Source organism: Shewanella sp. UCD-FRSSP16_17 (genome assembly GCF_001675935.1).
Lineage (GTDB): Bacteria > Pseudomonadota > Gammaproteobacteria > Enterobacterales > Shewanellaceae > Shewanella > Shewanella japonica.
This window is the reverse complement of record NZ_LZFV01000001.1, coordinates 36527-50627: the sequence shown is the minus strand read 5'-3', so window position 1 is coordinate 50627 and position 14101 is coordinate 36527. Positions and strand designations below refer to the sequence as shown.

13 protein-coding genes are annotated in these 14101 nt (G+C 39.4%); 5 read left to right on the top strand and 8 right to left on the bottom strand.

Annotated elements, in window-relative coordinates:
• Positions 1–29: 29 nt before the first annotated feature.
• On the bottom strand, positions 30–1007 hold the full coding sequence (locus A9267_RS00245) for a LysR family transcriptional regulator (RefSeq protein ID WP_065107811.1): 978 nt from the start codon (positions 1005–1007) through the stop codon (positions 30–32).
• A gap of 144 nt (positions 1008–1151) precedes the next feature.
• Here A9267_RS00245 and A9267_RS00240 point away from each other — a divergent pair, with 144 nt between their 5' ends.
• A complete protein-coding gene (locus tag A9267_RS00240; RefSeq protein WP_065107810.1) occupies positions 1152–1961 on the top strand; it encodes a helix-turn-helix domain-containing protein in 810 nt (269 codons plus the stop codon).
• Between the two features lie 393 nt (positions 1962–2354).
• On the opposite strand, the gene A9267_RS00235 is transcribed toward A9267_RS00240, so the two are convergent.
• The 4 genes from A9267_RS00235 to A9267_RS00220 form a co-directional block, all read right to left on the bottom strand.
• On the bottom strand, positions 2355–2738 hold the full coding sequence (locus tag A9267_RS00235) for a hypothetical protein (protein ID WP_065107809.1): 384 nt from the start codon (positions 2736–2738) through the stop codon (positions 2355–2357).
• Positions 2739–2854: 116 nt separating this feature from the next.
• Positions 2855–3322 carry a nuclear transport factor 2 family protein gene (locus tag A9267_RS00230; RefSeq protein WP_065107808.1) on the bottom strand — a complete coding sequence of 156 codons (468 nt, stop codon included), beginning with the start codon at positions 3320–3322 and terminating at the stop codon, positions 2855–2857.
• 54 nt (positions 3323–3376) lie between these two features.
• Positions 3377–3640 carry a hypothetical protein gene (locus A9267_RS00225; RefSeq protein WP_197495487.1) on the bottom strand — a complete coding sequence of 88 codons (264 nt, stop codon included), beginning with the start codon at positions 3638–3640 and terminating at the stop codon, positions 3377–3379.
• Between the two features lie 537 nt (positions 3641–4177).
• Positions 4178–4750, bottom strand: a complete 573-nt coding sequence (locus A9267_RS00220; RefSeq protein ID WP_065107806.1) for a DUF924 family protein — start codon at positions 4748–4750, stop codon at positions 4178–4180.
• A 144-nt stretch (positions 4751–4894) separates the two neighbouring features.
• Between A9267_RS00220 and A9267_RS00215 the strand changes: the two genes are divergently transcribed.
• The gene (locus A9267_RS00215) at positions 4895–5326 is read left to right on the top strand and encodes a hypothetical protein (RefSeq protein ID WP_065107805.1); all 432 of its coding nucleotides are present in this window, start codon (positions 4895–4897) and stop codon (positions 5324–5326) included.
• A gap of 43 nt (positions 5327–5369) precedes the next feature.
• Here the strand turns inward: A9267_RS00215 and lolE are convergent, their stop codons facing one another.
• Genes lolE through A9267_RS00200 form a run of 3 tightly spaced genes read right to left on the bottom strand, consistent with a single transcriptional unit; the run spans position 5370 to position 8577 of the window.
• Positions 5370–6617 carry a lipoprotein-releasing ABC transporter permease subunit LolE gene (lolE, locus tag A9267_RS00210; RefSeq protein WP_065107804.1) on the bottom strand — a complete coding sequence of 416 codons (1248 nt, stop codon included), beginning with the start codon at positions 6615–6617 and terminating at the stop codon, positions 5370–5372.
• Positions 6617–7345 (bottom strand): lipoprotein-releasing ABC transporter ATP-binding protein LolD, encoded by a 729-nt coding sequence (gene lolD, locus A9267_RS00205; protein WP_065107803.1) that lies wholly within the window; start codon positions 7343–7345, stop codon positions 6617–6619. Before lolD ends, lolE begins: the two co-directional genes overlap by 1 nt.
• Positions 7345–8577: a lipoprotein-releasing ABC transporter permease subunit gene (locus A9267_RS00200; protein WP_065107802.1), complete on the bottom strand. Its 1233-nt coding sequence runs from the start codon at positions 8575–8577 to the stop codon at positions 7345–7347. Before A9267_RS00200 ends, lolD begins: the two co-directional genes overlap by 1 nt.
• 163 nt (positions 8578–8740) lie before the next feature.
• On the opposite strand from A9267_RS00200, the gene A9267_RS00195 reads away from it, so the two are divergent.
• The 3 genes from A9267_RS00195 to A9267_RS00185 all read left to right on the top strand — a co-directional run bounded on the left by A9267_RS00195 (position 8741) and on the right by A9267_RS00185 (position 14009).
• A complete protein-coding gene (locus A9267_RS00195; RefSeq protein ID WP_055026284.1) occupies positions 8741–9319 on the top strand; it encodes a PilZ domain-containing protein in 579 nt (192 codons plus the stop codon).
• A gap of 170 nt (positions 9320–9489) precedes the next feature.
• Entirely contained in the window at positions 9490–12972 is a 3483-nt protein-coding gene (mfd, locus tag A9267_RS00190; RefSeq protein WP_065107801.1) for a transcription-repair coupling factor, read from the top strand.
• Positions 12972–14009 carry a peptidoglycan binding protein CsiV gene (locus A9267_RS00185; protein WP_065107800.1) on the top strand — a complete coding sequence of 346 codons (1038 nt, stop codon included), beginning with the start codon at positions 12972–12974 and terminating at the stop codon, positions 14007–14009. The genes mfd and A9267_RS00185 overlap by 1 nt, the downstream gene beginning before the upstream one ends.
• Positions 14010–14101 lie beyond the last annotated feature (92 nt).

Here is a 14101-nt window from a genome sequence, read left to right as displayed (position 1 = left end):
CTATGTTTATTAAACAAGGGCTCTATAAACTAGGTGATAGTAGAGTCAGAGTGTAAATTACGATTGGCAATAAGTTCAACTGATGAAAGTAATCCTGCAATTAATGATTTCACTAGATCTTTTGAGCCCGAATATATTTGATGTTGCTGATTTGCCTGCAAATAATACAATGCATAACTTAAACGTGATGGTAATAAATTAGCGACTTTATCGGGAACCTCGTAAAAATAGTGTCCGGGATAGTAAAGTGCAGAAAGTTTATCCGCAATAACAATAGAATTATCTGACTGTAAAAACTGCGCCAATATCGAGTGAGACTCTGATCTAAACTTAAACTTGAATCCCTCAGTGAGATCGTTATTTTCCAGTGCTGGTTGCATACGATTGATATCTGAAAAAATTATCCCTGCAAAGTCGTGCTTTTCAAAACCACTCAACTCCATCCCCTCTTCAATCCACGCATTAGGAGTCCGACTGATAAAAATAGGCTGGCTTTCAATCAATGGTATTTGTCTAATTTCTTTTGGCGCATTAATTGGAAATAAATTAAGCCCAATGTGAACATCGCCATTAATGACTTGATCAAGGGTATGATCTCCCCAATGAGTAAAATTGATTTTTGCTTTGGGTAATACCTCAATCACTATTTCAACAAGATTTTTAGCAATAACATCAATCAGAGGACTACCAATGGCAAAATTAATCTCACCATCGAAATCTCCATGACTTAAAAAATCCTGAGGGTAAAAACGTTTATCTAATTGTATCAATTCATTCGCCAAACCCTCGCCAATTGTCGTCGCTCTGACGGTTGGCACTAAATGATTTTGGCCTTTGATGAATAAAGGGTCATCAGTAGCAAGACGTAATTTAGATAAAACCTGGCTCACTGCTGATTGAGATATTCCGAGTTTTGCTGCAGCCAAAGTTGTACTACGAGTGATATATAACTCGTTAAAAATTCTTAAATAATTTAAGTTAATTTGTTCTGGATATTTTCTATACATGCAGGTTTTTGAAAGTGTAAAACTTAATCCATATTAGCATACCTAATAGCCATTATAAGTAGCCCTCATCACAAATGTTAACTAGCATTTACACCGCCTAGTGTATTACGCACATCAGCTCACATATGTATCAAGGGAGAGAGAGTGTCCGCTCAAAGTAAAGAAGAAATTTTCAGCAAAGAAGACTTTGCCGTCGCCTTAAGGAATTATAGAAAGTCATACCGCTTATCTCAGCAATCACTTGCCGATGATTTAGCGACTAACCATAGCTTATTTAAAAACATCAATCAGTCAATGGTCAGTCTATGGGAAAAAGGCACTATCTTGCCTTCGCTAAATCGCAGAGTCGGTTTAGCCAACTTCTTCAACCAATGTTATCAATATGACGAACATGAATTGAAAGTGGTTATCAAGGCACGTAAGCACAAAACTGCTATTAATGAAAAACCGAATATTTATAATTATAATATCAATCAAATCAAAGAGTTTTGGTTTGATGAAATGACTGAAGATGAGAAAGCATTAATCTATAACGCACATGCGTCTCAAAGTGGATATGACTTTAATGAAACCATCGAACACATTGACTGTAAAAGACTAAAAGTAGTCTGCTTTTACTACAATAATTCAATCATCGGGCATTTGGCCTTTTGCGCAGCACAAAATGGTTTAATTAAGTTAGCCAGTGTGGTCGCTATCGATAAAAACATTAAAATGAATATCTTTAAATTCATCCAGACATTGTCATCTGACTTAATGTTAGTTATTCCAAGTTTTATTAAATATTACAGCCATATGCTCAATGATATTTACCTTGAAGAAATTAAAAATGACTCACCTATTACACTACACGCAGGTAAGAGTGAGGTTGTTTTCAATAACCCGTTTGTTAAGCACGTTTTAGACGGTAATGATGATTTAGCCTTGCTTCGTTTCGAACAGCACAATGACTAATCAACCTGTTTATCTCTGATCGATTTATTGCTAATCGATTTATAGTTAGTCGATTTATAGTCAGTCGATTTATAAGAGTTACGCAAAAAAGTATAGCGCCTTGGATAAACGATGTATCACAAGTCGCTGTCTTTTCTGTGTAAGCTTTACCGGCATGAACACTACCCAGATTCATCCAACAGCAGACTTAATCACTGAATTTAACATTGAAAATACATCAATAACCACTATTACAACTTGGCTTAATTAGGCGTCTACCATCTTATCAGCACTCACATTAACTAAGTCAGCCCAACTTTCTAGAACATTTATAGCCTGGTGACAATGATAACTGCTGCACTACTTCAGATAGATGCTCAGATAGATGTTCAGATATATGACTAACGTGTTGAACTATCTAATGCTGTTAAAGCGAATAACATCTTTATGTAAGCCATAAGCCATATTTACACCTGATGTATGATTTATGAAAAACTGAATCCAACCGTTATTAATTCCAGCTTCCCAGTCATTAATTTCACCGTAACGATTTAAATAGCGATTGACCTTTGAATTAATGCCTTCTTCAGTTTCTCTACCTGCCGAATCGTTATACCAAGTTGAAGTTACGATACCGTTTCTCTCATAGAAACCACATTCCCAATTATCAAAGACGATTTTATAAAATTCACCTTCTTTATCGGTACACTTTTCTATTTCAGAAGAAAATGACTCAAGTATGTTTAAACCTTCATCTAAACTAATCCCTAATGGAATATGTGGTGACTCTAATTGCATGATACTCCTTACGCATAACGCCACGCCAAGCGTGCAAAAAAATTGTTTGAGGAAATAAGCAAGGAACATACAAGGCTAACTGTATTTGGCCGTTCTTGAGCGCCTTTAATGTGAATTTATTCGTGATATTTACGAATGACAGCCACTTTTCCATCCTCAATTTCTAGTACTTCCATCATTGTTTGAGAGTACTCAATAGGCTGATTACTTTGAGGGTGAATACCTTTAGCATAGTCTTTATATCTAATGGCAATGGCTGATTGATTGAAAGCAAATACGTCTAATAATTCAGCTTTGTACTCAGTATGAGCACCTAAATAGAATGTCATCCCTTTACGCATATCACTTTTACCAGACGGTAAGCGAGAATCATCAGTAACCCAAGGCAAATGCGAGTGACCAACATCGTCGGTTAATAATGCTAAATATTCTTCTAATTCTTTTTTTGTAGCTGTCGGACTTTGCGTGGCGACCATTTTATCAAAGTACAACTTCGCAAACGCATCGAGATCTATTTTTGAGTCATTAGCTAATAACGAACCGGAAAACAAAATAGTCAATGAAAGTATCAATAGTTTATTCATAAGAACTCCTTTTCTAAGAATCACATAAGGCCCATTAAATGCTTGTTATGTATTTTAGTCAGTACCGTCATTTTTACTATTATTTGATAAAACATACCCAGCAACAGTACCAAGTAATGCAGCTAATGTTTCTGACTGAAAACTAGTAACAAGAGCTAAAATTAGAATTGTTGGGATGAATAAAACCACACCTACAATCTTTAAGGTATTTGGGCCAAAACCTTGATTTTTAGCTGTAATACGCTGGTTAATAATATACAGGCCATAAATCATTGCGACAACAGCACCACCAACGCCTATTAATTGAGCTACATCCATACTATTCAACTCCATAGCTTTGAAACAAATAACAGCGTATTAGCAAGAATTCCGATAAACCCCCTTAGGTACTTTACCAAAACTTGATCACTATCAGCTCTATTTATTAATAATTTTAATAACTTAACAGCCACCATTATCTAAATCAATCAGCTTAACTAAGGATAAAAACGAGAATTGAGTTAACCGAGAATTATTTTGGGTGGCCATGTAAGTAGCGCCACCATAAAAGACAATAATTTCAACAGCTTACCACATCAAGAAGAAGCAATTCTCGAAAACGCGAGGTTTGAGAGGGTTGCAATTCCTTCTGCATTATTAGGTTAATGTCGTGGCTACACTCGCGAGAAACCATGTTTATTTAATAACTCGCTCATTTAATATCACCGGGGAATAATAGTTGCGACACTAACTATACACCTGTACAACCGCCGCCAATCACACACAAATATATACAGATGTATAACAAAGGTAATTATCCTTGATTAATGATCAAAGTTTTCCTTTAACCAATTTGTCTCCACATGGAAAGCCGCTTTAAAAACCGCTACCCCGTTGCTGTAAAAACCTCAGTTCTTCTTCTGTAGATTCACGGCCTAACAGCATGTTTCTATGAGGGTATCGTCCAAACCTTTCGATAATCGCTAGGTGTTTTAGTTCAAATTGATAATTAGACTCCAAGCCATCTTGTTTAAATAGCGTTAATGCTTGCTGGTGAATCGATAGTGATTCGCTGTGCATGAAAGGCATATACAGAAAACTTCGCTCTGTCTGCTTGAGCCGTTTATCGTCACCACAATGAATAGCTTCTTGCGCCAATACTAAAGCCAGTGAGTCAGAAGCAAACGCTTTGGCTGAATCTCGATAAAGGTTTCTTGAGAATTGATCTAATACAATGATTTCTGCTAAACGACCTAACGCAGTATTACGCCAATGGAATAACTCTCCGGCGTTAGCTTGACGGTGAAAATGATTAAATTGTTGCTTAATCGTCGCATCAAATTCCTTGTCTTTTGTAAACCATAAACCCGAGTCAATATCAGTAAACCAAAACTGAATAATGTTGGCAGCATCGCCATTCAATTCATGACTTATTATGCAATTACTCATCAACTAATCCTTTATTGTTTTATTCGTCATTTATCTTCATTTTCATGAATAATTTCAGTAACTCAACAAATATATGCTAGGTTTAATTTAGACACTTAGTCATCTTTTACTAAGTCATTTGATAGTAGGAATTATGGACCTAATATGGCTAATACTCCCGACACGTCTTCCAGCAAGTCTATCAGACAAGATCCTCTTATCGAAAAAGTGCTCAAGCGCAGTCCTTCAAATATTGCAGAAACCTTTACTGATGAACAGCTCAATGCAATAAAAATGGCCTTAGGCCCTAATACTTGGGGAGGCCATTTTTTAGATAGTCGAGGAACCTTTAAATTTCCCTTTATCAAATGGCGATTTTATTACGTTTTTTTACTGGGTAAAAACAAGCGTGCTTACACCCGTCGAGAAAAGAATATGTCGATGTTGAWGATGTTTGCCACCATCGGAGGGTTTATTTTGATGAGTACCTTATTCGGCTTATTACTTTTATATCTATTGAAGTCTTGGTTAGGTATAGACCTATTTCCTGACACCTCTTTAGGTATTTGGGATGCTGTTAAAAGTCGATTTGAATAGCGAGGCTACAAAATAAACGCGCCTCAGCGCGTTTATTTTGCCTTTATCGGCCAGCTAAAGCTGTAGCAGGTGCTATTTTTGTTGCTTTATAAGCGGGGTAAATTGTCGCTAATAAACTCATGACTAACCCCATTGCCACAACAACTATGACATCTTCCTGTTGTAATTGAGAAGGTAAAAAGTCAATAAAATAAATATCAGAAGCGAGTAACTGTATTCCTAAAGTTTGCTCTATTGCACTGGCGATAGCACTCAGGTTCGTTGCTAACAACACCCCAATTACTGCGCCGATAGTGCAGCCTAAAAAGCCATTCAACCCACCTTGCATAATGAATATTGACATTATTGCTGGTCGTTTTAGGCCCATGGTCATCAAAATAGCAATTTCAGAGCTTTTGTCCCTGACAGCCATCACAAGCGTAGACACAATATTAAAACAAGCCACAGCAATCACCAAAGCCAGCACCAAATACATTACCATTCTCACAAGTTGAATATCTTGATACAAATGCCCTTGTGAGCGAGTCCAATTATTTAAATGTAAGTACTGACTTTGGGCATAGCCTAAATCTCGAGTAATGCGTGGCGCACTAAATACATTATTAACCGTGATCCTAAGCCCTGTTGCTGAATTGGCTGGCAGTTTAAGAATGTTAGCTAAATATGCCATTGAAACATAAGCCTGTGTTGACTCTATTTCGCCACCAACATCATAAACTCCCGCAACAATAAAGCGATGACTCTTTGCTGCCGACAATGTATTTGATTGGCTCATATCAGGCGTATACATGGATAAGGTATCGCCAATATCTAAACCCAATTTATCGAGTAACGAACGACCTAAAACGATATTATTTTCAGCTACTGATAAGGTATTCCATGTTTCTTCTGGCATAAATTCAGCAAGAGTTGAAACTGACTGCTCATATTTAGGCTCAATACCGTTAAGCACAATTCCTTGGAAACCACCCGGTTTTTGCACTAATCCCTGCATTCTGATAAATGGCGCTGTAGCAACAATATCTGGCATGTGTGTGGCTGTTTCAGCAATCGCTTGCCAATCATGTAGCGGCTCATTAACGCTTAACAATTCACCATGGGACACCACACCTAACAAACGTTGTTCTAATTCTCTTTCAAAGCCATTCATTGCAGAAAGAACCAGAATTAATACAGCCACACCAAGGGCAATACCAGCTGTAGAGGCAAAAGAAATAAATCCAATAAAACCATTCGATTGTCTAGCGCGATAAAATCGCCAACCTATCGTTAGCGGTAATAAAGACTTCATTAATGTTTGTCCGCTGCTGTTGATTGAACCGAAATATCAGCCATGTCTTGTAGTACTCCATCTTTCATTGTTAGCTGGCGATCCATTTTCGCCGCTAATTTATAATCATGGGTTACGACAACAAACGCTGTGCCAAGTTGATGGGCAAGTTCACGAATAAGCTCATATACACTATCGCCACTGCTTGCATCAAGGTTACCTGTAGGCTCATCAGCCAAAACAAGCTTAGGTTTGTTGATTAATGCTCTAGCAATGGCTACACGCTGGCGCTCGCCACCAGATAGTTGTGCGGGTATATGTTGAAGTCGATGACCTAGCCCTACTCTTTCAAGTAATGCCTGCGCTTCTTGTAACGTTTGTTTTTTATCACGACCTTGAATGAAGGCTGGCATCGCCACATTTTCAATCGCTGAAAATTCAGGTAATAAATGATGAAACTGATAAATAAAGCCTAAATCCTGATTGCGAATTTCAGCTTGTCTTGATGCAGATAGGGTATACAAATTCTCACCATCCAGTGTCACTTCACCCGATGTTGGAATATCTAAAGTCCCCATAATATGCAGCAAGGTACTTTTACCAGAGCCAGAACTCCCCACAATTGCCAGTTGCTCACCTTTGTAAACACTCAAATCGACATTTGACAGCACTTTTGTTGTCGTTTCACCGTCATGAAACTGTTTACAAACTTGGCTTACTTGCAGGATCACTGAGGTTTTATCATTCATTATTCATATCTCAAAGCAGTGGCAGGCTGAACCCGCGCAGCGGTTAATGCTGGATAAATTGTGGCAATTAATGTCATTGCTAGCGTGCCCACCACAATGATACTAATTTGGCTTAGTGATACCTCAACAGGTAGCATTTGCCCTGCGCCTAAAACTGATATGCCCAGCACATTTAAAATAATATTTAAATTCAACGTAATCATTACACCCACAATTGCACCAAGTGCGAGGCCAATAATGGCATTCAGTGAGCCTTGAACGATAAAAATGTTCATCACTGCTTGAGTAGTTAAACCTTGTGTTTTTAACACTGCGACATCGGTCGTTTTGTCTATCACCATCATCACTAGCGCTGACACAATGTTAAATGCTGCAACAGCAACAATTAGCGATAACATCAGCGACATCATGTTCTTTTCCATTTTAACGGCTGCAAACAAGTGTCCGAACCCTTCACGCCAATCACGAGTGGTAATGGATATGCCTTGTTGAGCGAGAACTGCAGTGATTTTCTCACCCACTTGCGGTGCAGAAAACGGATCAGCTAAATACACTCTTAGCTCGTTAATCTCTTTAGGGTTAATTCGCATTAATCGCCTTGCATCTTGGTAATGAACATACGCAAGTGCGGCATCAACTTGTGATCCCATTTCAAATACGCCAGCCACGGTAAATTTACGCTGACTAGGTACCGGTCCTAACGGAGAGTAAACCACTCCATCACCGCTTAATAATCTGACTTTATCACCAATATTAATAGACAGTTTACGGGCTAATTCACTGCCTAAAACAATGTTATAACTGCCAGCCTGTAATTGCTCAAACGCACTTGAATAGGTATTTGCGATAATTGCAGATAAGTCCTGTTCATATTCAGGAAAAACCCCATACACTTGAACAGCACTGATATTTTGATTGGATTGCACCATCGCCTGGGTGGTTACTGATGGGGCAATGCCATGGATACCATTTTGCTGAACAATAATACTGGTATCACCTTGCCAATCATTAAACCCAGCTTCTGAAACTAAAGTTAATTGCGGAACTGCACCTAAAATACGCTGTTTAAGTTGACCTTCTAACCCATTCATCACTGAGCTAACAATAATCAGTGCAGCAACACCTAAAAAGATACCTGATACGGCAAAAAAGGTAATGAAGGATGCGAACGCATTCGCTTTTCTGGTTCGCCAATAGCGATAGCCAATGAATAATGAAAACCGAAAGTTCATAAAGGAAACGGCACCCCGAGTGTAGAAAGTAAATATAACGGCTTAGTGAGTCTATTATGCATGAAAAACAGCCGTTTATTTACGTAAGCAGGCTAAAACTTGCTAAATGATAAAGATGGGCATGATAATAGGGGTATTAGTTTGATAAATAAAGAGGCAAACCTTGTTCACTGAATCTAACGCATATTTTACTGTGCCTCATCAATTCAATGTTTATTTGGAAACTTGGCCTGAATCTAACGCTATCCCAACAGAAGAGGATCTTCGCTCAATGCAGTCTGTCGGGCTTAAGCTGCTGTCAGAAGTCAAAGAACTTGAAGCCAATTGCTTATTGCAGCTACGTCAATTAGATAATGAAGCAAAAGCTGTGGTCGATTTTTTAAAATTACAGTCACGTAAAGTCGATTTAGTGTTACAGCATGTTTTAGAAAAAGAAGTGCAATCGGGTGAGCGTTATCAAGGTACCCAATTTGGTGGCAGCGGTATAAGCATCGTCAGCCCTGATCCCCTCACCATTGGCGATTACTTTAAATCTTCGATTTACATCAGCAGTGAACTCGTTGCGATATTATGTTTATGCCAAGTCAGTCAGTGCCAAAGCACCGAAAACGGCTACCTTGTGACATTCGAATTTAGCCAGATACTCGACTCTGATGTAGAGCAACTCGTCAAAGCCAGTTTAAATGTGCAGCAAAAAATGTTGAAAATGCGAAAACAAAGTCGCCAACAAGCCTCTGACTAATAATATTTGCCTGCAACTTGTTATTGGCTAGCTTATAATAGTAAGCCAATAATAAAGGCAATGAGGATGCTTGCTTTTATTCATATCCGTTACCAATACTTTTACTATTGAGTCCCTTATTAGTATCGGCTGGAACATCACACATTGACAGAAGTAAACTTAATAATTCAATGAAGAATTTTAGCGTTTTAACACCGCCTAGTGTAAAAAAAGGCCAACAATTTCAGACATTAGCAACACTAGGGGGCGTATCTCAAGCCATTACCCTGTCGAGTTTAATTCAGCAACATTCTGGCACAACTCTGATTGTCACAAGTGATACGCCAGCAGCGCTACAACTTGAAGTTGAACTCGGTTACTTATTGTCTCATTACGACGTCAATGTCTGCTTGTTTCCTGACAGAGAAACCTTGCCTTACGACAGTTTTTCACCGCACCAAGATTTGATTTCTCAACGGTTAGAAACCTTAGCGCAAATGAGCCAAACACAACACAATGTTATTATTGTGCCAGTTAACACGCTCATGGTTAAACTGCCGCCTAAATCATTTTTAACTGCAAATGTCATGTTGCTGAAAAAAGGCGACACTTATAGTCTCCAACAAGTAAGACAACATTTAACAGATACGGGTTATTACATTGTTGACCAAGTATACGAGCACGGCGAATTTGCGATTCGTGGTTCTATTCTAGACATTTTTCCGACGGGGTCAGATCAACCATTAAGAATTGAATTATTTGACGATGAAGTCGAGTCAATTCGTTACTTTGATGCTGAAACCCAGCGTTCTCAGCAAGAAATAGACGCAGTAAGAATGCTGCCAGCAAAAGAGTTTCCTACTGACAATGCCGGAATTGAAGGCTTTAGGCAGCGTTACCGTCGTCGATTTGAGGTCATCTCAAAAGAAGCAGAGTCGGTTTACCAGCTCGTGAGTAGAAACCTTATGCCTGCGGGTATTGAGAATTACCTACCACTGTTTTTTGATGAAACAGCCAATCTATTTGATTATATTCCAGAGAACACTCAGCTCATTACACTGGGTGATATTGAACAAGCAAGTCAGCACCATTTAAGTGAAATCAACAGCCGCTATGAAGACCGTAGAGTTGATCCTTTACGCCCCTTACTCGCACCACAAGAACTGTATCTGCTCATCGATGAGTTATTTGCACAATTCAAGCGCTATCAGCGCTCGCAATTTGCTCTTCCTAGTGATGAAAATAACAAAGCGCAACACGCTAGTGTGTCTGCGTTGCCTGATATCAATGCCAATCACAAGCTCAAGCAGCCATTAATCAGTCTGCAAGAATATAGTCAAACACATCAACAATTGGTGTTCTGTGCTGAATCAGAAGGTCGACGTGAAGCATTAATTGAGTTGCTAGGCAAAATCGATATTAAGCCTAAGTTGTTCAATCATTTAGATGACTACATCAAGGCAAAAGCTCCTATTGGGTTAATTGTCTCGCCGCTATCACGAGGCTGTGTTATTCACGATACGCCTAAAGGTGATATCAGCGTTATTTGTGAAACTGAATTATTCGGACAACGGATTTCTCAGCAACGACGTAGAGAAAAACAAAAGCAAGTCAGCTCTGATGTATTAGTCAAAAATTTAGCTGAATTAAAAGTCGGTGAACCTATCGTTCACCTTGAACACGGTGTTGCGCTATATCAAGGCTTAGTCACACTTGATACTGGTGGTTTAGTCGCTGAGTACTTACAGCTTGAATATACTGGCGGCGATAAGTTATATGTTCCAGTATCTTCACTGCACCTAATTAGTCGTTACAGCGTGGGTGCCGATGAAAGCCCAACCTTAAATAAACTAGGTAACGAAACGTGGGCTAAAGCCAAGAAAAAAGCCATTGAGAAAATTCGTGATGTTGCCGCAGAATTACTCGATGTTTACGCCCGAAGAYAAGCCAGACCTGGCGATGCAATGAAAATTGAAGCTGAAGAATATGCCCAATTTTCTCAAGGTTTTCCTTTTGAAGAAACTGTCGATCAAGAAACCGCAATCGAAGCTGTGCTTGACGATATGCAAGCGCCAATGGCCATGGATAGACTGGTTTGTGGTGATGTCGGTTTTGGTAAAACTGAAGTTGCTATGCGAGCGGCTTTTGTCGCGGTCAATGCAGGCAAACAAGTGGTAGTATTAGTACCAACCACCCTGCTTGCTCAGCAGCATTATGAAAACTTTAAAGATCGGTTTGCAGACTGGCCTGTCGTCATTGAAGTCATGTCACGTTTTCGCTCTGTAAAAGAGCAAAATGAGGTGCTTAAACAATTGTCTGAAGGCAAAGTCGATATTGTTATTGGTACCCATAAATTACTCCAAGCTGAAGCCAACTTTGACAATTTAGGCTTACTTGTCATTGATGAAGAGCATCGATTTGGTGTCCGCCAAAAAGAAAAAATCAAAGCACTACGGGCAAATGTTGATATCCTGACATTAACAGCAACCCCAATCCCACGAACCTTAAATATGGCAATGTCGGGGATGCGAGATTTATCTATTATCGCAACTCCACCAGCAAAACGCTTAGCTGTAAAAACCTTTGTTCGTGAGTACGATATTGCAACGGTACGTGAAGCTATACTGCGGGAAATACTGCGTGGTGGCCAAGTTTACTTCTTGCACAATAATGTCGAAACCATTGAAAAATGTGCCCAAGACATTCGCGAATTATTACCTGAATCTCGCGTCGTTACCGCTCATGGTCAAATGCGAGAACGTGAACTTGAGAAAGTCATGTCAGAGTTTTACCACCAACGATTTAACGTATTAGTATGTACAACGATTATTGAGACCGGTATCGATGTACCTAGCGCCAACACAATCATTATCGATCGTGCTGATAAATTTGGGCTTGCACAATTGCACCAATTACGGGGACGTGTGGGTCGCTCGCATCACCAAGCTTATGCCTATTTAATGACGCCACATCCAAAATTAATGAGCGCAGATGCTCGTAAACGACTCGCCGCAATTGATGCCTTAGAAGATTTAGGCGCAGGCTTTATGTTAGCCACACAAGATTTAGAAATTCGTGGTGCGGGCGAGCTCTTAGGTGACGAGCAAAGCGGCCATATTTCTAAAATTGGTTTTAGTCTATATATGGAAATGCTGGAATCAGCAGTGAAAGCATTAAAAGAAGGCAAAGAGCCGTCGCTTGCTTACATGCTAAATTCACAATGTGAGATTGAATTACGTATTCCAGCCCTACTCCCTGATGACTATGTGTCAGACGTTAATATGCGTTTGTCTTTATATAAACGTATTGCCAATTGCGAAACTGAAAAAATGCTAGATGAACTCAAAGTTGAATTCATTGATAGATTTGGTCTACTGCCAGATCCTACTCGCAACTTAATGGAACTAACCTTATACAAACACCAAGCAACAGCGTTAGGCGCCAGTAAGATTGAGATGCATGCCAAAGGTGGTAGCATAGAGTTTAATGACGACCATAAAATAGATCCTATGTTCATCATTGGTTTATTACAAAGCCAGCCACAAATTTATCGAATGGAAGGCTCAAATAAGTTAAAGTTCACTATCCCTGCTGAAACCAGCAAACAACGTCTAGACTTAGTGAAGACGTTACTAGAACAATTAGCTCAACACCGTATTGGAGAAACCCACTAGTGCTGCGTAACCTTGTTATATCAATTGCCGCTATCACAGCGATAAGTTCGTCAGTAAGTGTTCAAGCCAAGTCTTGGTTTGAAGTCGAAGTTTTCGTGTTTGAAAGACAATCTAACAGCCTAGAACAATGGCAAGAAAATGCCGCAGTTGCGCCTAATCGCAAAAATGTCGACTTAATTACCCCTATTATCAGTAACGACATCACTGGCGTTGCATTAGGCTTATCAGGCTGCACATCAACAGACTGGACAAGTGGCGAAGTTGATTGCCAAGATCCATTGGTCAGTGCCAATAAAACCACCTTCCCAAGTCAGGTGCCTTTTTCTATTGCTGCCGATGAGCCTCAAGTCGCCTATTTAGGTGAAGGGCCAATTTTATTAGCTGAGTCCCAGAGCCAATTTGCCGAGATAATCAGCGCTGTAAAGCGTGAACGAGACGTGCGTAGTTTATTGCATATGACATGGCAACAAGATATGCAGTCCCGCAACCGTGCCAAACCGATTCGCATCTACGCAGGTAAAGACTTTTCAGAACAGTTTGAATACGCTGGCAACCCAGTCACAGAACAGCAAGAAGATGAGTTTTCAACTTTTGACTTCAGTTCATCATTTGGCAGCTTTATTGATGAACCCAAAACGACTCCAGTGTGGGAGCTTGATGGCAATATCAATATTTACTTAAGTCATTATTTATTTATCGAAACACAACTTGCGCTTCGTAAACCCATCCAAAAAGAAGTGGTGCAAAATGATTACTATCAATACAGCACTCAAGTGGAAAATGAAAAAGTATTAAGTCCATTTTTGCAATCTATTCCTATGGTGCAAAACAGACGAGTAAGATCAGGTGAAATCCACTACTTTGACCACCCTAAAATGGGGATTGTGATGCAAATTAGAAAAATGGAACAACCGACAACCACTAAGCCAGAAGATCTAGTGATGGAAGACTCGCTTGAGGAAAGTACTCAACCACTTAGTGATGATACTCCGGCATTGATGACTGAAGGCAATGCAAGCCATGAATCATTAAAGTAAGCCTTTCACTAACTGAAACTAATTTAGTCTGGTCAGGTGTAGAGCAAACGATTCCGTTAGCATTAGCATCACTAAACCGAATGCACATGAAC